Source organism: Haloarcula sp. MBLA0163, assembly GCF_055632435.1.
The window spans coordinates 120,950-136,736 of the sequence record NZ_CM145745.1 but is presented as its reverse complement, the minus strand read 5'-3'; the positions used below and the strand labels follow the sequence as shown (position 1 = coordinate 136,736).

At 68.8% G+C, this 15,787-nt stretch carries 22 protein-coding genes; 10 read left to right on the top strand and 12 right to left on the bottom strand.

Annotated elements, in window-relative coordinates; all coding sequences use genetic code 11:
• Positions 1–17 precede the first annotated feature (17 nt).
• The 5 genes from ACV7GQ_RS00705 to rpl18a all read right to left on the bottom strand — a co-directional run bounded on the left by ACV7GQ_RS00705 (position 18) and on the right by rpl18a (position 5,416).
• The gene (locus ACV7GQ_RS00705) at positions 18–1,595 is read right to left on the bottom strand and encodes a Coenzyme F420 hydrogenase/dehydrogenase, beta subunit C-terminal domain (RefSeq protein ID WP_470311644.1); all 1,578 of its coding nucleotides are present in this window, start codon (positions 1,593–1,595) and stop codon (positions 18–20) included.
• Complete coding sequence (locus tag ACV7GQ_RS00700; protein ID WP_470311643.1) at positions 1,588–3,309, bottom strand: nitrite/sulfite reductase; 1,722 nt, start codon at positions 3,307–3,309, stop codon at positions 1,588–1,590. The genes ACV7GQ_RS00705 and ACV7GQ_RS00700 overlap by 8 nt, the downstream gene beginning before the upstream one ends.
• Before the next feature lie 223 nt (positions 3,310–3,532).
• Positions 3,533–4,771 (bottom strand): signal recognition particle-docking protein FtsY, encoded by a 1,239-nt coding sequence (gene ftsY / locus ACV7GQ_RS00695; protein WP_470311642.1) that lies wholly within the window; start codon positions 4,769–4,771, stop codon positions 3,533–3,535.
• Positions 4,772–4,778: 7 nt separating this feature from the next.
• A complete protein-coding gene (gene pfdA / locus ACV7GQ_RS00690) occupies positions 4,779–5,246 on the bottom strand; it encodes a prefoldin subunit alpha (protein WP_470311641.1) in 468 nt (155 codons plus the stop codon).
• A complete protein-coding gene (gene rpl18a, locus ACV7GQ_RS00685; RefSeq protein WP_220619100.1) occupies positions 5,243–5,416 on the bottom strand; it encodes a 50S ribosomal protein L18Ae in 174 nt (57 codons plus the stop codon). Before rpl18a ends, pfdA begins: the two co-directional genes overlap by 4 nt.
• 170 nt (positions 5,417–5,586) lie before the next feature.
• Between rpl18a and ACV7GQ_RS00680 the strand changes: the two genes are divergently transcribed.
• The 4 genes from ACV7GQ_RS00680 (at position 5,587) to ACV7GQ_RS00665 (ending at position 7,691) form a co-directional block, all read left to right on the top strand.
• Positions 5,587–5,883 carry a hypothetical protein gene (locus ACV7GQ_RS00680; protein WP_470311640.1) on the top strand — a complete coding sequence of 99 codons (297 nt, stop codon included), beginning with the start codon at positions 5,587–5,589 and terminating at the stop codon, positions 5,881–5,883.
• Between the two features lie 40 nt (positions 5,884–5,923).
• A complete protein-coding gene (locus tag ACV7GQ_RS00675; protein ID WP_470311639.1) occupies positions 5,924–6,910 on the top strand; it encodes a DUF7351 domain-containing protein in 987 nt (328 codons plus the stop codon).
• A 50-nt stretch (positions 6,911–6,960) separates the two neighbouring features.
• Positions 6,961–7,305 (top strand): DUF5658 family protein, encoded by a 345-nt coding sequence (locus ACV7GQ_RS00670; RefSeq protein ID WP_470311638.1) that lies wholly within the window; start codon positions 6,961–6,963, stop codon positions 7,303–7,305.
• A 224-nt stretch (positions 7,306–7,529) separates the two neighbouring features.
• A complete protein-coding gene (locus tag ACV7GQ_RS00665; protein WP_470311637.1) occupies positions 7,530–7,691 on the top strand; it encodes a hypothetical protein in 162 nt (53 codons plus the stop codon).
• 14 nt (positions 7,692–7,705) lie between these two features.
• Here the strand turns inward: ACV7GQ_RS00665 and ACV7GQ_RS00660 are convergent, their stop codons facing one another.
• The 3 genes from ACV7GQ_RS00660 to ACV7GQ_RS00650 are packed head-to-tail and all read right to left on the bottom strand — an operon-like array spanning position 7,706 to position 8,804.
• Entirely contained in the window at positions 7,706–8,371 is a 666-nt protein-coding gene (locus tag ACV7GQ_RS00660; RefSeq protein WP_470311636.1) for a translation initiation factor IF-6, read from the bottom strand.
• A 2-nt stretch (positions 8,372–8,373) separates the two neighbouring features.
• Positions 8,374–8,652, bottom strand: coding sequence for a 50S ribosomal protein L31e (locus ACV7GQ_RS00655; protein ID WP_220619105.1), 279 nt, complete (start codon positions 8,650–8,652; stop codon positions 8,374–8,376).
• Positions 8,652–8,804: a 50S ribosomal protein L39e gene (locus tag ACV7GQ_RS00650; protein WP_166966678.1), complete on the bottom strand. Its 153-nt coding sequence runs from the start codon at positions 8,802–8,804 to the stop codon at positions 8,652–8,654. Before ACV7GQ_RS00650 ends, ACV7GQ_RS00655 begins: the two co-directional genes overlap by 1 nt.
• A 144-nt stretch (positions 8,805–8,948) precedes the next feature.
• Between ACV7GQ_RS00650 and ACV7GQ_RS00645 the strand changes: the two genes are divergently transcribed.
• Positions 8,949–9,464 (top strand): hypothetical protein, encoded by a 516-nt coding sequence (locus ACV7GQ_RS00645; RefSeq protein ID WP_470311635.1) that lies wholly within the window; start codon positions 8,949–8,951, stop codon positions 9,462–9,464.
• Here the strand turns inward: ACV7GQ_RS00645 and ACV7GQ_RS00640 are convergent.
• A complete protein-coding gene (locus ACV7GQ_RS00640) occupies positions 9,461–10,273 on the bottom strand; it encodes a ZIP family metal transporter (RefSeq protein ID WP_470311634.1) in 813 nt (270 codons plus the stop codon). The two genes, ACV7GQ_RS00645 and ACV7GQ_RS00640, sit on opposite strands and share 4 nt — an antisense overlap.
• An 82-nt stretch (positions 10,274–10,355) precedes the next feature.
• On the bottom strand, positions 10,356–10,919 hold the full coding sequence (thpR, locus tag ACV7GQ_RS00635; RefSeq protein WP_470311633.1) for an RNA 2',3'-cyclic phosphodiesterase: 564 nt from the start codon (positions 10,917–10,919) through the stop codon (positions 10,356–10,358).
• Between the two features lie 82 nt (positions 10,920–11,001).
• On the opposite strand from thpR, the gene ACV7GQ_RS00630 reads away from it, so the two are divergent.
• From ACV7GQ_RS00630 to ACV7GQ_RS00620, 3 genes are read left to right on the top strand one after another with little or no spacing between them, the layout of a single operon-like run.
• The gene (locus ACV7GQ_RS00630) at positions 11,002–11,235 is read left to right on the top strand and encodes a hypothetical protein (protein ID WP_470311632.1); all 234 of its coding nucleotides are present in this window, start codon (positions 11,002–11,004) and stop codon (positions 11,233–11,235) included.
• 32 nt (positions 11,236–11,267) lie between these two features.
• The gene (locus ACV7GQ_RS00625; RefSeq protein ID WP_470311631.1) at positions 11,268–11,999 is read left to right on the top strand and encodes a tetratricopeptide repeat protein; all 732 of its coding nucleotides are present in this window, start codon (positions 11,268–11,270) and stop codon (positions 11,997–11,999) included.
• Positions 11,996–12,286 (top strand): DUF424 domain-containing protein, encoded by a 291-nt coding sequence (locus ACV7GQ_RS00620; RefSeq protein WP_470311630.1) that lies wholly within the window; start codon positions 11,996–11,998, stop codon positions 12,284–12,286. Before ACV7GQ_RS00625 ends, ACV7GQ_RS00620 begins: the two co-directional genes overlap by 4 nt.
• 10 nt (positions 12,287–12,296) lie before the next feature.
• Here the strand turns inward: ACV7GQ_RS00620 and ACV7GQ_RS00615 are convergent, their stop codons facing one another.
• Complete coding sequence (locus tag ACV7GQ_RS00615; protein WP_470311629.1) at positions 12,297–12,806, bottom strand: carbohydrate-binding protein; 510 nt, start codon at positions 12,804–12,806, stop codon at positions 12,297–12,299.
• Between the two features lie 135 nt (positions 12,807–12,941).
• Here ACV7GQ_RS00615 and ACV7GQ_RS00610 point away from each other — a divergent pair, with 135 nt between their 5' ends.
• Positions 12,942–14,189, top strand: coding sequence for an aminotransferase class V-fold PLP-dependent enzyme (locus ACV7GQ_RS00610; RefSeq protein WP_470311628.1), 1,248 nt, complete (start codon positions 12,942–12,944; stop codon positions 14,187–14,189).
• Positions 14,190–14,264: 75 nt separating this feature from the next.
• Here ACV7GQ_RS00610 and ACV7GQ_RS00605 read toward each other — a convergent pair whose 3' ends face one another.
• Positions 14,265–14,534: a hypothetical protein gene (locus tag ACV7GQ_RS00605; RefSeq protein WP_470311627.1), complete on the bottom strand. Its 270-nt coding sequence runs from the start codon at positions 14,532–14,534 to the stop codon at positions 14,265–14,267.
• Between the two features lie 170 nt (positions 14,535–14,704).
• On the opposite strand from ACV7GQ_RS00605, the gene ACV7GQ_RS00600 reads away from it, so the two are divergent.
• The gene (locus ACV7GQ_RS00600; protein WP_470311626.1) at positions 14,705–15,673 is read left to right on the top strand and encodes a DUF7351 domain-containing protein; all 969 of its coding nucleotides are present in this window, start codon (positions 14,705–14,707) and stop codon (positions 15,671–15,673) included.
• The last annotated feature ends 114 nt before the right edge of the window (positions 15,674–15,787 follow it).

Genomic DNA, 15,787 nt, shown 5'->3' with positions numbered 1-15,787 from the left:
GACCGGAGCCGGGAGACTCAGTGGTCGGCCTCGTGGGGATGGCGTTCGGTGCCGTACTGGTCGGCGTGGTCCGCGTAGTCGATGAACCGCGGCGCGTCGGGGTCGAACGGCCGCTCCAGCGACTCGAAGGCCTTCTTCTTGTCCCAGCTCTGGAGGCCGCCGATGGCGCTCCGGTCCTCCAGATCGTGGTAGTCGAGGTCCGGTTCGGTCAGTTCCCACGCCCGCAGCCCCCGCTCGGTCCGGACGATGACCGAGGAGTACTCGTCGCTGGACCCGACGGAGCCGACGGTGAGGTCCGCGCAGTAGCCCGTGAAGTCGGCACACTCGTCACACCCCTTGAGCGCGGCGTCGTGGAACGCCTCGACGTCCTCGACGAGGATGGGGTCGCCGTCGTGGTCGTACACCCGCATCTCGCCGTCGAGGACGTCGAGCTTGCCGATGTCCTCGGGCTGGACGTCCCGCTTCTCGGCGAGTTGCTCGCCGACGAGCGAGTAGTAGTTGAAGTTCTTCGTACACATCAGGGCGATGGTGTAGTCGACGGCGCGGACGCCCTCTTCCTGGGCCGCGTAGTCCCACTCGAAGTCCTGCAGGGCACGGATGCCCTCGATTTCACACGGCGTGCCGACGAGCGCGAGCGACGCCTCCGAGAGCGGCCCGTCGAGTTTGTGCGCCCACCGCGAGAGGTCCAGATTGCCCAGCGCCAGCGTCTGGTTGTAGAAGCTCCCGGCGTTGTCGATGCACTCCTCGGGCGTCGTCGCGAGGAAGGACTCGGCCTTCCACGGCTCGTCGTCGCTCTCGGTGGCGACGAGCGCGCCGTCTATCTCGCCGGCCTCCAGCAGATGACAGAGGACGGACGTGACGAGACCGCCGTCCTGGGCGTCCTCGCGCCAGTCGTCCTCGACGCGCGCCGAGAACTCCGTGATGGGGTCGCCCGCGCCCTTGACGTTGTCCTCGCCGCCGGTGATCTTCCACTGGCGCTCGTAGCGCAGGCCGCCGCGCGGGCACATGTCCCAGCACAGCGAACACCCGGTACACATCTTGACCAGTTGCGGCAGGTCGTCCTCGCCGATGCCGATGGAGTCGCTGGGACAGGCGGCGACGCAGGTGCCACACTGGATACAGCGGTCGGCCTGGATGACCGCCTCGTCGAGTTCCATGAACCACGTCTTCCCGTCGGGTTCCCCGACGTCGCTCATCTCCGCGCGGATGCCGTACCCCGGCGTGTCCAACTCGACGCCGTCGGGGACGTTCACCCGCTCGTCCGGCCGGCCGTCCTCGACGTCCTGACTGACGCCCTCGGCGGGCGGCGTGAACTCCACGGGCTCGAGTTTGCCGTGCTCGTCGACGTTGCTGGCCGCCGCGCCGCCGTCTGGTCGCACGTCGTGGCCACCACAGCCACAGTCGCTCCCGCAGCCACAGCCGTCCTCTCCAGCATCGGTCGCCGGAACGCCCGGCAACGGGCCGGTGTCGCGGCCCCCGTCGGTGACGAGGCGGCGCTCGTCGTCGGGTCCTCCGCGGGGACGAGACGGTTCGACGAGTTCCGGGGCGGCGTCCGCGGGCGCGACCTGCGGGTCGTCTCGCTCGCGCTCAGTCATCGTCGGCCACCTCCTCGCGAGCCACGCCGCCGACGACGTCGGCGTCCGCTCGCTGCATAGTCCGCCGGAGCCGGTCGTTCCCGACCCGGCGACACCACTGGTAGAAGCGCTCGCCGTCCTCGCGTTCGGCGGCGTACCGCTCGAACAGTTCTTCGAGTGCGGGGACGACGGCGTCGGCGGGGACGGCGTGCTCGACCCAGTCGAGGAACTCGTTGTCGGACCCGAGACTGCCGCCGAGGCCGAAGTCCATCCCCTCGACGATGTTGTCCCCCTCCTCGTTGGTCGTCCCCTCGGGGTCGTCTATCTGGACCGTCTCCCCGCGGAAGCCGATGTCGGCTATCTGTGGCTGGGCACAGGAGGCCGAACACCCGGACATGTGCATCCGGACCACGTCGAGGTCGTCGGGCGTGTCGATGCGCCTGTCGAGGGCCTTCGCCCACCGGCGGACGCGCTGTTTCGTCTCGATGATGCCGTAGTTGCAGAACTCCGACCCGGTACAGCCCACGGCGCCGCGGGAGAACGGGCCGGGGTCGGGCCGGTAGTTCCGGGCGAACGGTTCGTTCAGCAGGTCACCGAGGTTCGCCTCGGGGACGTGGGTGACGAGGAAGTTCTGGTCGGTCGCCAGTCGTATCGACGCCTCGTCCGTCCCGTACTCCTCGGCGGCGTCGGCCGCCGCGGCGAACTCGTCGCCGCTCATCCGCCCGGCGACGACGTTGAAGCCGACGTACTTCAGGCCGTCTTCGCGCTGGTCGTGGACGCCGACGTGGTCGCCGCGGTACCCCTCGGTGAGGTCGGTCCCCCGGGTCGGCAGGTCGACGATACAGCGGTCCCTGACGGCGTCCTCGAACGATTCGGCCCCCATCTGCTGGACGAGGTAGCGCATCCGGCAGACGCCCCGATTCGACCGGTCGCCCAGTTCCTTGAACGTCTGAGCGACGGCCCGGCAGAACTCCACGGCGTCCTCGGGCGGGACGAACACGTCGAGGTCCGAGGCCATCCGCGGGCCGTCGGAGAGGCCACCGCCGACGCGGACGTGGAAGCCGTACTGCGGCGCGCCGTCCACCTCGCGTCTCGCGGGGGTCATCCCGACGTCGTTTATCTGGGACTGGGCGCAGTCGGCCCGACACCCGGTGATGGTCATCTTGAACTTCCGCGGGAGGTTGGCGTACTCGCGGTTCTCCGTGAAGTAGTCCGAGACGGCGTCGACGACCGGCTGGGCGTCGAAGCACTCGTGGTCGTGCAGTCCCGCGGCGGGACACCCGAGTACGTTCCGTGCGGAGTCGCCACAGCCCTGGATCGTCGTCAGCCCCACCTCGTCGTACCGGGCCCATATCTCGGGGACGTCCTCGACCTCTATCCAGTGCATCTGGACGTCCTGCCGGGTCGTGATGTCGAGGAAGGCGTCGCCCCAGACCGGGTTCTGCTCGTCGCCGCCGTACTCCTCGGGGGCGGTGGCGAACTCGTCGGCCACCTCGCCGACGACGCGGGCCTGTTCGGGCGTCAGGCGACCGCCGGGCACCTTCGTCCGCAGCATGAAGTAGCCGTCCTGCCGGCCGTGGGCGTACAGGCCGGCCCACTTCAGCCGTTCCCACTCGCCGTCGCCGGCCGCGGCTTCTATCTCCTCGAAGGTCATCTCCGCATCGGCGTAGCGTTTGACGTCCTCGACGACGTCGAGCGGGTGTTTCTCCTGTTTCCATCGTTCGACTGTGTTCATGGGGAAGTCCACCTCGTGGGCGTGTGGTATGGTACACAACCCCACGCACAATCAACGCGCCCGTGGCGGCGAATACGGCCCCACCTCCCCCGACGCGGATAATGTTGCCGGTACGCGGCCGGCGGCGGCCTCGCTGCCGTCGGCCAATCGAGGGTGAAGTCCGGCCGCTACCGAGCGCTCAGCGTCGGCGGTAGGAGAGAAAGTTGCCGGTAGGTCGCGGCGGTTACTCGTCGAACAGGCTGTCGACGATTCGCTCGGGGTCGAACGGTTCGAGGTCGTCGTAGTCCTGGCCCGTCCCGAGGAACAGGATGGGTTTGCCGGTGACGTGAGCCACGGAGATGGCCGCCCCGCCCTGCGGGTCGGCGTCGGCCTTCGTCAGCACCGCGCCGTCTATCTCGGCGGCGGCGTCGAACTCGCGGGCGCGGTTGACCGCGTCCTGTCCGGCGACGGCCTCGTCGACGAAGATGGTCATGTCCGGGTCGATGTTCCGGTCTATCTTCTCGAGCTGGGCCATCAGGTCGTCGGAGGTGTGGAGGCGACCGGCGGTGTCGCCCAGCACCACGTCGACGTCGTTGGCCTTCGCGTACTCGACGGCGTCGTAGACGACCGCCGTCGGGTCAGAGCCCTGCTCGTGGGTGATGATCTTCTTGCCGAGGTTCTCGGCGTGCTTCTGGAGTTGCTCGTTCGCGCCGGCGCGGTAGGTGTCGCCGTTGGCGAGCACCGTCGACATGCCGCGGTCCTCGAAGTACTGGGCCATCTTCGCGATGGTCGTCGTCTTCCCGACGCCGTTGACGCCGGTGAAGATGATGACGACCGGACTGTCGGCCTGCTGGACGCGCTCGTCGAAGTCGAACTGGCCGACGCTGATGACGTCGTACAGCGCCTCGCGCAGGGCGTCCCGGACGAGGTTCCCCGTACTGGAGAGCCGCCGCCGCGTCTGTCCGGTGAGGTTCTCCTCGACCCCGGTCAGAATCTCGTTGGCGACGGACATCTCGACGTCGCTGGACAGCAGGGCCAGTTCGAGGTCGTCGAGGTGTTTCTGGAGGTCGTCCTCCTCGATGACCGTCTTCCCGGTGGCCATCAGCTTGGCCTTCTCGGTCAGACTGCGCCCGGAGCTCTCGTCGTCGGTCGCCGCCCCGTCGTCGGGTTCGTCCGCGACGGCGGGCGCGTCGCTCTCGGTGGCCGCGTCCTCGGCGTCGACGCCGCCGGGCGGTGCTTCGGCCGCCGTGTCGGCGTCGGCCGCCGTCTCCGGCGACGCGACCGCTTCGGCGGTCGGTTCGACCGTCTCCTCGCCGGGTCCGCCTTCGGGCGCGTGACCGTCGCGTTCGGCCTCGGCAGGCGGCTCGTCGACGGGCTGTTCGTCGGCGGCGTCGTCCTCGTCGCCCTCGACGGCCTCCTCGTCGACGTCCTCCTCGACGTCACTGGTGAACCCGCTGAGTTTGTCCTTCAGTCCGTCGAACATGGCGGCCTTACTCGTCGTCGCCCTGCTCTTCCTGCTGCTGTTGCATCATCTGCTGCATCTGCTGCTGTTGCATCTGCTGGGCCTGCTGTTCGAGCTCCTCCTTCTCGGTCTCGACCTCGGCGATCTCGGACTGGAGGTCCTCGATGCGGTCGTCCAGCGTCTCCTTCTTCGTCTCCAGCGAGCTGACGGCGCCCTCCTGGTCGCGTTCGGCGGCGTAGCCGCCGCCCAGCGAGACGACGATCTCGTCGATGTCGTCGACGGTCGCGCGGATGTAGGCGTCGCCGCCGACCGGGACCTGCACCGTCGACCCGGACTCCAGCGTCTCGATGGCCTCGATGGCCTCGTCCGCCTCGGTCTTCTCCTGACGGAGGCTCTCGATCTCGTTCTCGATGGCCTCTATCTCCTGGTCCATCTGCTCGATCTCCTGGGAGATCTGCTGCATCTGACCGCCGCCACCGCCACCGCCGCCCATCATGCTGCCACCTCGTCGATGGTGACCTGGGTGCGCTTGAGGTTGTGCTGGGAACCGAGGTTGCTGAGGATGCGCTCCTCGGCGACGTCCTCGTTGGGCGCCTCGACCTCTGTCTCGAACTCCTGGGGCCCGTCGCGGGCCGGGAAGCTACCGCGAACAGTGTACGTGCTCATGTCCTCCGGTGGGTGCAGGACAGGGAAGTATCTTCCCCTTCGGCGTCTGACGGGCCGGAACATCTGTCAGCGCCCGGACCGAATACGGCTTCGGTCGACGGCCGGACAGAACTGTCGTTCTGCTTTTATTTATCCCCTCTCCCGGCGTCTCTGGTGGCAGTGACGAACAGATGAGTGTCCCGACCCGACGACTGACCGCACGCCTCGGACGAACAGTACGCTTCCCGCTCGGACGCCCGCGAGTCACCCTCGGCCGGGTCGTCCGCCTGCTCGTGCCGCTGGCCTGTCTGGTGGTCGTCCTGACCGTCGAGACGGTGGTTCCCGGACAGGCGGGCGCTCTGCTCGCGCTCGCGGGACTGCTCGGCCTCTGCGTGACCCTCCCAGCCGCCGGTCGGGTCCTCGCCAGCCCCGTCGCTCCGTTCTTCGGCCGGGGGCGAGTGGGCCGGCCGGACCGTGACCGTCGATGACGCCGACCGGTTTATATTGGCTGACCGCCACTCGAGGGGCATGACCGGGGCCGACGGACCGGACCAGCCACTCTCGAGCGCCGCCCGGACCGCGGCTGCGGAGACGGTCGCCGCGTTCGAACTGCTGGCCAACGAGACGCGGCTGGCCATCCTGCTGGCCCTCTGGGAGGCGTACGACCCAACGACGGCCGACGGTGTCGGGTTCGCGGCCCTCCGCAAGCGCGTCGGCGTCCGTGACTCCGGCCAGTTCAACTACCATCTGGGGCGGTTGGAGGGACGGTTCGTGGACGCCACCGAGCTGGGCTACCGCCTCCGGCCGGCCGGGCTGGCGCTCGTCCAGACCGTCGTGGCCGACACCGCCTCGGCGGCGTCGCTCCCACCGACGGCAGTCGACGTGCCGTGTCACCGCTGTGGGGCCGACACCGTTCTCACCTACGAGGACGGCTGGCTGTTCCACTGCTGTACCGAGTGTCCGGGGACGCTGAGCGGGCGCGCCGACGTGCCGACCGGGGGGCTGTTCGCAGAACCGTTTCCGGCCGCGGCGCTGGCCGACCGGACCCCCGAGGAACTGTTCACCGCCGGCGTGTTCAGGTTGCTGGAGGCCATGCGGACGAAGGTCGGCGGGCTCTGTCCCCGGTGTGCCGGGGCCATCACGACGACCATCGACGATTGTCCGACCCACGACTGCAGCGGCGACGGGGTCTGTGGGACCTGCGGCCGGGCCACCGGGACGCGCATCCGGTGGCTCTGTCCGGTCTGCAAGTACCACGGCGGGGCGACGCCGGCGGTGGCCGCGATGGCGCTCGCGCCGGTGGTCGCGTTCTACCACGACCACGGCGTCGACGTGGGGCCACCGGTGACCGGGTTCGACCAGGCGAGAGAACTGCTGTCGCTCCTCCGGGCCCACGAGCAGACGGTCACCTCACGGGAGCCGTTCCGCGTCGACGTGACAGTCACCGTCGACGGGGAGACCCTCGAGCTGACGCTGGACGACGGGCTCGCGGTCACGGAGCATCGCCGGTCCTGACCACGAGCGACACGGTTTTGCACCGGCCGGCCGTGGGTGCGCCAGAGAGGATGGAGTCCGACGAGTGCATCTGGTCGACCCTGCCGATGGAGCGGCGGCTCTCGGAGTCCCACGCCGTCCTCTGGACCGTCGTCATCCTCGCCTCGCTGTTCGACATCGTGACGACGATGGTGGGGCTCGAACGCGGCCTGACCGAGGGCAACGCCGTCGCTCGCGCGTTCGTCGAGGCCTACGGCACGCCGGGGGTCGGTCTGCTGAAGTTCAGCGCCCTCGTCGTCGTGGTGGTCTGCTGGGCGTGGTTCGACGACCGGCGGGCGACGGCCGTCCTCGCCGCGTTCGCGCTCGTCTCGCTGCTCGTCGTCGCGTCGAACGCGCTGACGCTGGCCTCGCTCTGAGCGCTCACTCCCCCGGGTGGCAGCGATCATGTCGCCGCCGCACTCCGGGCAGGACGGCCGGAGCACCTCGGTCGTGTACTCACACTTCCGGCAGACGAGCACCTTCCGGCCTGTCGCAGACGACTCTCGCTGGACCATAGTCGGACGTTCACGCTAGTCGATATTAACAGTTGACACGAACCGTCGCCGTGCGAGTTTAGCCGGTCCCGACCCAACCCGCAGGTATGGCGACGACGTACGAGTGTCTCTGTGGGGCGACGCTCAGGTACCGGCAGGACATGACGCGAGAGCGTGGCGGGACCGGTCGGACGTGGGCCTGTTCGGACTGTGGGACGCCCGTCCCGGGGCTGGTCGCCGAGCGACTCAGCCACCAGCATCCCTCCTGAGAAGCGACGGCCGCTCAGTCGATGTAGCCCAGCGCCGCGTCGATGCGGCCCAGTTCGGGCCCGGAGGTGTCGGAGCCACAGACGTAGCCGTGGTCGTTGGCGACGAGGCCGGACCCGACCAGCGGCCCGCCGTAGTTGACGGTGCCGATGTCCGCGGGCACGTCGAGCAGGTCCTCCAGCGCATCGAGTTCGCCGTCGGTGGCCTTCGGGTGACAGAGGACGCCGCTGTTGGTGGCGACGGCGGCGGTGCCGACGGTGTTGACGCCGGCGATGACGCCGCGTTCGACCGGGACGCCGAGGCCGTCACCGACGGCCTGGACGGCCTCCCGGGAGAGGTCCGGGTGGACGTACGCGCCCGAGTCGTTGCAGCAGACGACGTTGCCGGCCGCGTTGATGCGGCCCGGCAGTTCCGTCACCGGGACGTCGACGACGTCCTGGATGCGCTCTATCTCGGACTCGCGGACGCGCGAGGAGACGAGCAACCCGTTCTCGTTGCCCGTCGCGAGGGCGCCGACGGTCGCCGAGTGGCCGACCGTCGTCTGGACGACCGGGACCTCGAGCTCCTCGCCGATGTCCTCGCAGAGCGATTCGTCTAGGTCGGGGCGGACCAGCACGCAGTCGTCGGTCGCACGAGCGAAGACACCGACGTACGACGACCCGGAGAATGCCGCGCGGAGCAACGTTACTCTGCGGTCTCGGCTTCGACGACTGCTTCGCCCTCTTCCTCGAATCGGGCGGCGCGCACGCGAAGCTTACTCGGCGGACTCGACCGACCCTTGGCCCACGTCGTCTCGTTGATGGAGGGGTCGATGCGGACGGCCTCCTCGTCGACGGAGAAGTGTTTGGCCAGGTGCTCGCGGACGAGTACCATCGCCTTGTCGGCGCGCTTGTGCTTCGGTTCGGCTCGAACGTCTCGGAGCGGGATCGTGACGACGCGCTCCTCGAAATCACCGGCGCTCATTATTCGTCGGTGTCGTTCCGCCGCCAGTGGCGACGCTTGTGGTTGCGCTGGACCTCGCGGTCGGTCTTGAGCATGACCCAGGCCGGAACGCGGCTGTTCTGGTTGTCGAGCTTGGCCAGACGCTTCTTCTTGGCCTTCGACTTCTTACTCATGGTGTCCCGAGTGTTCCGCGCCACGACTTAAATTCCTTCCTTTTCAGGCCGCGTCGTGCGGCGACGCCGGCCGCGCCCCTTTCGTTATCAGGGTTTGTAAGCGGGCACGTAGAGTTAAGTGGCGGAATCGGCGAGTCCGAGTCGATGAAGCGCCGGTCGGTACTACGGACACTCGGCACAGGGCTGGCAGCCGTCGGGACGGGCTGTCTGGGCGGTGGCGGCGAGGTCGTCGTGAGCGTCCAGCGGGACGTGACCGTCGACCCGGGGGACGCGTGGGTCGAGGAGGACATCCCCGACCTCTCCGAGACCGGCGGTGCCATCGAGTACATCGTCCGCTCGGAGACGCCGTTCGACGTCTACTTCTTCGCCGACGAGGCGGCGTTCGCCGCGTACGACACCTACGTCAAGGGGCGGGAACCAGACAGCACGCCGGCGGGCCACCCGGAGTTCAGCCAGACGGCACTGCCGAAAGAGGGGTCGGACCTCTACGAGGCGTCGACGACGGACGGCGGCAACCGCGAGTCCGTCGAGGCGACCGGACCGTACTACTTCGCCGTCGACCACTCGAACTACCGGATGGAGACGCGCGTCGACGAGTACGACGACCCGCTGACGGCCTTCGTCGACCTGAAGGTCATCCGCAGTCGGTCGCCCTTCTAGACGAACGCCAGCGGCACCATCGCGAGCGCGCCCGTCACGACCCCGGTGAGGAGTTCGCGCCGCCCGCCGCCCGGCAAGTCCTCCCCGTACTCCAGCGCCTCGGGGACGAACTCGGTGGCGACGAGGTACACCATCGCGCCGGCGGCGAAGCCGAACCCGAAGGGGAGGAACTGCTTGGCCAGCGTGACGAAGTAGTAGGCGACGACGGCGCCCAGCGGTTGCGGGAGCGAGGAGAAGACGGCCCACCAGACCATCCGCCACTCGCTGACCCCGAGCGACCGGAGCGGGATGGCGATGGCGGTGCCCTCCGGGACGTTGTGGATGGAGATGGCGACGGTCATGAACACCGCCAGGAGCGGGACGGCCGTCCCGGCGACGAGGAGCGTCTCGTCCGGGGAGACGCCCACGAGTCCGAGTTCGGCGAACGAGACGCCGACGGCGACGCCCTCGGGGAAACTGTGGACGGTGAGGATGCCGAGGATGAGCAGGAGTTTCTTGTAATCGGCCTGCTCGAACTGCTTCGGACTGTGGTCCACGTCGTCGAGCACGCGGTCGGCCCCCTCGACGAGGGCGACGCCGGCGAGGACGCCCGGAACCAGGAGCACCGCACCTCCGTAGGCGAGGCCCTCGCGGACGAGGCCGAACAGCGACGCCGCGACCATGATGCCCGAGGCCAGCCCCCACAGCACCACGTTCCAGCGGTCCGAGAACTCCTCGACGAGGAAGAACGGAATCGCGCCCAACCCCGTCGCGAGCGCCGTGAGGAGGCCGGCGACGAAGACGAACGCGACGTTCTCGAAGGCGACCATGTCGGAGCTACGGGAGTCGCCTTCATAACAATTGTCACTAACTTGATTGTTTTTCGGTCGGCCTAGAGCCGTCGTCGACCGGTCATAGTGTTACCGACGAGACAGTACTGTACTCCGGGCCGTCCTCGCGCAGGACGCTCTCGGTGAGACGTATCTCCTCGACCTGCAACCGACCCACGTCGGGGTCCTCGTCCTCGACGACGCGCTGGACCTGTTCTTTCCCGCCGGCGTGGTCCATCCGGGCGATGGTGGCGTGGGGCGTGAACTCGTGGTCCTCCGGGTCGAACCCCATCGCGACGGTGCGGTCCTCGATGGCCTCGTGGAGAGCAGTCAGTTCGGCGTCACCGTGGCCCGCGCGGACGCCGACCCAGACGACGCTGATGTAGGAGAGCGACGGGAACACGCCGAGGCCGCCGAACCGGACCTCGAAAGGCGTGACGCCGCTGTCCGCGACCGCCCGTTCGAGTTCGGCGGTGAGGTCGTCGACGCGGTCCGGGTCGGTGTCGCCGAGGAACTTCAGCGTGACGTGGGTCTGCTCCGGGTCGGTGAACCGGAGGCCCGACGCCCCCTCGAAGCGCGCCTGGACGTCGCGCACGGCGTCTCCGAGGCCGTCGAGGTCGACGCTGACGAACAGCCGTTTGCTCATACCCGGCCGTACGCCCGGCAGGCACTTCGTCGTGGGTGGTGACGGCCGTGTGCTTTACTCCGCTGGCGCCCCACCGACCGGCATGGACGACGTCGCCCTCCTCCGTCGGACCGTCCGCCGCTGTACCGCCGTCGTGGTGGCGATGCTCGGACTCGTGATAGCGGCCCTCGCCGGGTCGCCGGCGTCGCCGTTCGGGGTCGCCATCTCGTTCGGCGCGCTCCTGTATCTGGCCGGGAGCCTCGTCTTCGTCCCCGAGTCCGAGGGGGCGAGCGACGGCGACGGCGGCCCGCCTGACCGGCGTGAGTCCGGGACGTAGCCCTTAACCGCCCTGACCGTCAATCGGAGTGTATGACAGACCGAGAGCCCGAGGACCACGAGTTCTCCGAGGGACAAGGGTTCGACGACCCCTACGAGGGCTTCGACCTCGAACCGCCGGAGTTCGAGGTGGACCCCGACAAGGTCGACCCCGTCGACTCGCGCGTCGTGACGGACCTGCTCGACCGACGGAACGTCTCGAACGACGCCGTCGACCCGGAGCAGCTGCTCGACGTCGGGTTGGAGTACATGCACATCAACCGCCACGAGCAGGCCGCCGAGACGTTCGAGCGGGTCGCCCAGTACACCGACGACGACCGACTCGAACAGGAGGCCTGGACGAACAAGGGCGCGGCCCACGCGGAACTCGAGGAGTGGGACGCCGCCATCGGCGCCTACAAGGAGGCCCTGCGGGAGCTCGACGACACCGAGCACGCCGCCACCGCCGAGACGAACCTCGCGTACGCCCTGTGGGAGTCGGGTCGCTCCGAGCAGGCGCTCGAACACGCCGAGCGAGCGGTCGAGATCGACCCGCGGTTCGCCGAAGCGTGGTACAACCGCGGCTTCTTCCTCCTGGAACGTGGCCTCGCCGAGGACGCGGTCGAGGCGTTCGACAACGCCATCCGGCTCGGCTTCCGCAACGCCGACGTCCTCGAGGAGAAGGCCCGCGGCCTCGAGGAACTGGGCGAGTACGAGGAGGCCGAGGAGCTGGCCGACGAGGTCAAGGAGATGCGCGAGAGCGCCGAAGAGCAGCTGCTGGAATGATACTCAACGAGCGAGAGACCGACGAGGGACTGCTGGTCTCGGTCTGTGACCCGGACGTGATGGGCGAGACGTTCGAGGACGGCCCCGTCTCGCTCACCGTCGACGAGTCGTTCTACGGCGGGGACAGCGTCTCAGAGGAGGAGGTCGTCGACAGCCTCGCCCGGTGTAGCGTCGCCAACATCGTCGGCGAGGACAGCGTCGACGTCGCCGTCGAACACGGCTTCGTCGACGAGACGAACGTCCTCGACGTGGACGGGACGCGACACGCACAGCTCCTCTGGCTCTGAGGACGCGACGTCACCGTATCCGCACGCGGTCCAGTTTCCACCCGCCCTCGAGGACCACCAGTCGCACCGTCTGCGCGCCGCGCGCGAGGTCGACCCGCGTCGTCACCTCGCCCCAGCGGTCCCACCCGCCGGTCGGGTCGAACCGGATCCGCGTCCGCGGTTCGCCGTCGACGGCGACGCCCACGCTGCCCCCGCCGAACCCGTCGGCCGCGGCGACCCGGAGCGTCACGTCGTGCGGGCCGGCCTCGGCAGCGTCGACGGCGTAGGCCAGCCACTCGTCGGTGACCAGCAGGTCGGCGTCGCCGTCGGTGCCCAGCGGGGTGTCGTCGTAGCGCCAGCGGCCGTCGTGGTGGTAGATACGGTACGCGCCCGCCGGGATGGTCCCCGGGAGCTCGTGCCGGCGCATCGCCGGCTGTTCGTGGGCGCCCTCGCGCCGGCCGTGCCACTCGTGGCCGTGTTCCGGCCTGTCGGCCTCCACGCGAGTAACCGGTCCTTGCTCGTCGGTCTCTGGGTCCCCCATGGTGGTCTGTCACACACCGACAGCCGGCATTGTATTGTGGCAACTAACCGTACCGTAGACGGTGACTACGCCCCCGGCGCCGAAGGTTTAGGCGAACCGAAGGAAAGTTGCCCGTCCAGCCCGTGTGTTCCGCTAATGGGACAGACCGATATCGAGCCGCTCGACGTCGAGAGCATCCGTGCGGACTTCCCCATCCTCCAGCGGGAGTTCGATGGCGAGCAGGTCGTCTACCTCGACAACGCGGCGACGACGCAGACGCCCGAGCCCGTCGTCGAGACCATCGCCGACTACTACCGGACGACGAACGCGAACGTCCACCGCGGTCTCCACCAGCTGAGTCAGGAGGCCTCCATCGCCTACGAGGACGCCCACGACCGCGTCGCCGAGTTCATCGGCGCCTCCGGGGAGCGCGAGGAGATAATCTTCACGAAGAACACCACCGAGAGCGAGAACCTCGTCGCCTACGCGTGGGGCCTGAACGAACTCGGGCCCGAGGACGAGGTCGTCCTCACCGAGATGGAGCACCACGCCTCGCTCGTGACGTGGCAGCAGATAGCGAAGAAGACCGGCGCGACGTGTCGCTTCATCCGGGTCCAGGAGGACGGCACGCTGGACATGGACCACGCCCGCGAGCTCATCGGCGACGACACGGCGATGGTCAGCGTCGTCCACGTCTCGAACACGCTCGGCACGGTCAACCCCGTCTCGGAACTGGCCGACATCGCCCACGACCACGACGCCTACATCTTCGTCGACGGCGCCCAGTCGGTCCCGAACCGCCCGGTCGACGTTGAGTCCATCGACGCCGACTTCCTCGCGTTCTCCGGCCACAAGATGGCCGGCCCGACCGGTATCGGCGTCCTCTACGGGAAGAAACACATCCTAGAGGAGATGGAGCCGTACCTCTACGGCGGCGAGATGATAAAGAAGGTCACCTTCGAGGACGCGAAGTGGAACGACCTCCCGTGGAAGTTCGAGGCCGGCACGCCCGTCATCTGTCAGGGCATCGCGCTGGCCGAGGCGTGTGACTACCTGGACGACATCGGCATGGAGAACGTCAAGCGCCACGAGGACGCCCTCGCCCAGTACGCGATGGAGCGCCTGCACGACGAGGGCGACGTCGAGACGTACGGCCCGCCCGCCGGCGAGGAACGGGGCGGTCTCGTCGCGTTCAACTTAGAGTCGGTCCACGCCCACGACCTCTCCTCCATCCTGAACGATTCCGCCGTCGCCATCCGCGCCGGCGACCACTGTACCCAGCCGCTCCACGACAAACTCGGGGTGGCCGCCTCCGCGCGGGCCTCCTTCTACGTCTACAACACCCGCGAGGAAGTGGACAAACTGGTCGACGCCATCGACGACGCCCGGCAGTTGTTCGCCTGACGGGTACGAGCGGAGCGGCCGCCGTTTTCTCCTGTGTTCGGTGTGTGGCGAGCGACGGCCCCGCACCCGGCGGCGTCACTCCGGCCGCGACCCGCGGGTGCGCCGGCGCCGACCGCCAGCCGTGTGGGCACGCGAACGCGCGCGACTCCTCACCGCCGCGGACACCCGCATCGCGGCGACGGTCCCGACGGCGCCGAGGAGGACTCCGAGCGCGAAGACGGGGTAGCTGACGACCAGCAGTACGCCGACGAGCAGCACCGCGAGGCCGAGGCTTCCGCGGGCGGACGGCCCGGTCCGGTCGGCCGTCCGGGCTCGTCCACCACGAGAGATACGAGGGTCGTTCATCGTATACGAACGGTGGGGCCGGACGGCCTTAACTATAATCAGAACGACATTTCTGTAAGCGAGCTTTCCGAAGGACGCTTCTGTTCGCGTTCTGACTGGTTCGGACGAGACGCGCCGACGGCGGTCGGTCGCCCCCGCGTTTTACAACTCGAAGCGACCTACCGGGGTCCATGACCGACGAGGACGCGGCCGAGGCGACCCTCGCCCCGGACGAGGCGTTCGCCGTGCTCGGCGACGAGACCCGCATCGGCATCCTCCGGGCGCTGGGCGCGGCGGAGGAGCCACTCTCGTTCTCGGAGCTCCGCCAGCGGGTCGGGGTCGACGACTCCGGCCAGTTCAACTACCACCTCGAGAAGGTCGTCGGCCACTTCGTCGCCAAGAGCGACGAGGGGTACACCCTCCGGCGGTCGGGCCGCCGGGTCGTCGAGGCCGTGCTCTCGGGCGCGGTCACGGAGACGCCCGCCTTCGAGCGGACCCGCATCGAGGAGGCCTGCGAGTACTGTGGCGCGCCGGTCGAGGTCCGCTGGCGGTCGGGCAACGCGGAACTGTTCTGCACCGAGTGTGCCGGCCGTTACGGGCAGTCGTACGGGGCCACAAAACGGCCGGAGCCGGTGGCGTCGGGGTACCTCGGTCGGATGCCGCTCCCCCCGGCGGGGCTACAGGGTCGGACGCCCGACGGGATGGTCCGGGCGGCGTGGACGTGGTCGCATCTGGAGATGCTGGCCATGTCGAGTGGGCTCTGTCCCCGCTGCTCGGCGCCCGTCGAGACCGACGTGTTCGTCTGCGAGGACCACGACGCCAGCGACGGCCTCTGTGACCGGTGTGACGGCGCCCACGCGGTGAACGTCGGCGCCCGGTGCACGAACTGCATCTTCCGGAGCGGTGGCATCTTCGTCGTGGTGCTGTTGGCCGACACCGACCTGCTCGCGTTCCTCACCGCCCACGGTCTCAACCCCGTGGCGCCCGACTCCATCCGGCGCCTCAACGAGGTCCTCGCCGACTACGACGAGACGCTCCTCTCGACGGACCCCCTCCGGGTCCGGTTCACCTTCAGCGTCGACGGGGACCACCTGACCCTGACCGTCGACGACGACCTGACCGTCGTCGAGTCAGACCACGGGACGGCCACCGACCGGTGAGCGCGCCCCGTCCTGGCTGCCGACACCGGGTGGGGCGGGTCGAGCGCCCCGTCGTCCCGTTTCAATCTGTGAGAATTCGTTCAGAGTATTTATCATGTAGTCCAGACAACAGAC

What these genes read in the sequence shown, in the direction of transcription:
- ACV7GQ_RS00625 (WP_470311631.1), top strand. Translation starts at nt 11,268, where the DNA reads ATGACAGACCGAGAGCCCGAGGACCACGAGTTCTCCGAGGGACAAGGG.
- ftsY (WP_470311642.1), bottom strand. Translation starts at nt 4,771, where the DNA reads ATGTTCGACGGACTGAAGGACAAACTCAGCGGGTTCACCAGTGACGTC.
- ACV7GQ_RS00645 (WP_470311635.1), top strand. Translation starts at nt 8,949, where the DNA reads ATGAAGCGCCGGTCGGTACTACGGACACTCGGCACAGGGCTGGCAGCC.
- ACV7GQ_RS00675 (WP_470311639.1), top strand. Translation starts at nt 5,924, where the DNA reads ATGACCGGGGCCGACGGACCGGACCAGCCACTCTCGAGCGCCGCCCGG.
- ACV7GQ_RS00680 (WP_470311640.1), top strand. Translation starts at nt 5,587, where the DNA reads ATGAGTGTCCCGACCCGACGACTGACCGCACGCCTCGGACGAACAGTA.
- ACV7GQ_RS00620 (WP_470311630.1), top strand. Translation starts at nt 11,996, where the DNA reads ATGATACTCAACGAGCGAGAGACCGACGAGGGACTGCTGGTCTCGGTC.
- ACV7GQ_RS00630 (WP_470311632.1), top strand. Translation starts at nt 11,002, where the DNA reads ATGGACGACGTCGCCCTCCTCCGTCGGACCGTCCGCCGCTGTACCGCC.
- ACV7GQ_RS00655 (WP_220619105.1), bottom strand. Translation starts at nt 8,652, where the DNA reads ATGAGCGCCGGTGATTTCGAGGAGCGCGTCGTCACGATCCCGCTCCGA.
- thpR (WP_470311633.1), bottom strand. Translation starts at nt 10,919, where the DNA reads ATGAGCAAACGGCTGTTCGTCAGCGTCGACCTCGACGGCCTCGGAGAC.
- ACV7GQ_RS00705 (WP_470311644.1), bottom strand. Translation starts at nt 1,595, where the DNA reads ATGACTGAGCGCGAGCGAGACGACCCGCAGGTCGCGCCCGCGGACGCC.
- ACV7GQ_RS00615 (WP_470311629.1), bottom strand. Translation starts at nt 12,806, where the DNA reads ATGGGGGACCCAGAGACCGACGAGCAAGGACCGGTTACTCGCGTGGAG.
- ACV7GQ_RS00670 (WP_470311638.1), top strand. Translation starts at nt 6,961, where the DNA reads ATGGAGTCCGACGAGTGCATCTGGTCGACCCTGCCGATGGAGCGGCGG.
- rpl18a (WP_220619100.1), bottom strand. Translation starts at nt 5,416, where the DNA reads ATGAGCACGTACACTGTTCGCGGTAGCTTCCCGGCCCGCGACGGGCCC.
- ACV7GQ_RS00605 (WP_470311627.1), bottom strand. Translation starts at nt 14,534, where the DNA reads ATGAACGACCCTCGTATCTCTCGTGGTGGACGAGCCCGGACGGCCGAC.
- ACV7GQ_RS00640 (WP_470311634.1), bottom strand. Translation starts at nt 10,273, where the DNA reads ATGGTCGCCTTCGAGAACGTCGCGTTCGTCTTCGTCGCCGGCCTCCTC.
- pfdA (WP_470311641.1), bottom strand. Translation starts at nt 5,246, where the DNA reads ATGATGGGCGGCGGTGGCGGTGGCGGCGGTCAGATGCAGCAGATCTCC.
- ACV7GQ_RS00665 (WP_470311637.1), top strand. Translation starts at nt 7,530, where the DNA reads ATGGCGACGACGTACGAGTGTCTCTGTGGGGCGACGCTCAGGTACCGG.
- ACV7GQ_RS00610 (WP_470311628.1), top strand. Translation starts at nt 12,942, where the DNA reads ATGGGACAGACCGATATCGAGCCGCTCGACGTCGAGAGCATCCGTGCG.
- ACV7GQ_RS00600 (WP_470311626.1), top strand. Translation starts at nt 14,705, where the DNA reads ATGACCGACGAGGACGCGGCCGAGGCGACCCTCGCCCCGGACGAGGCG.
- ACV7GQ_RS00650 (WP_166966678.1), bottom strand. Translation starts at nt 8,804, where the DNA reads ATGAGTAAGAAGTCGAAGGCCAAGAAGAAGCGTCTGGCCAAGCTCGAC.
- ACV7GQ_RS00700 (WP_470311643.1), bottom strand. Translation starts at nt 3,309, where the DNA reads ATGAACACAGTCGAACGATGGAAACAGGAGAAACACCCGCTCGACGTC.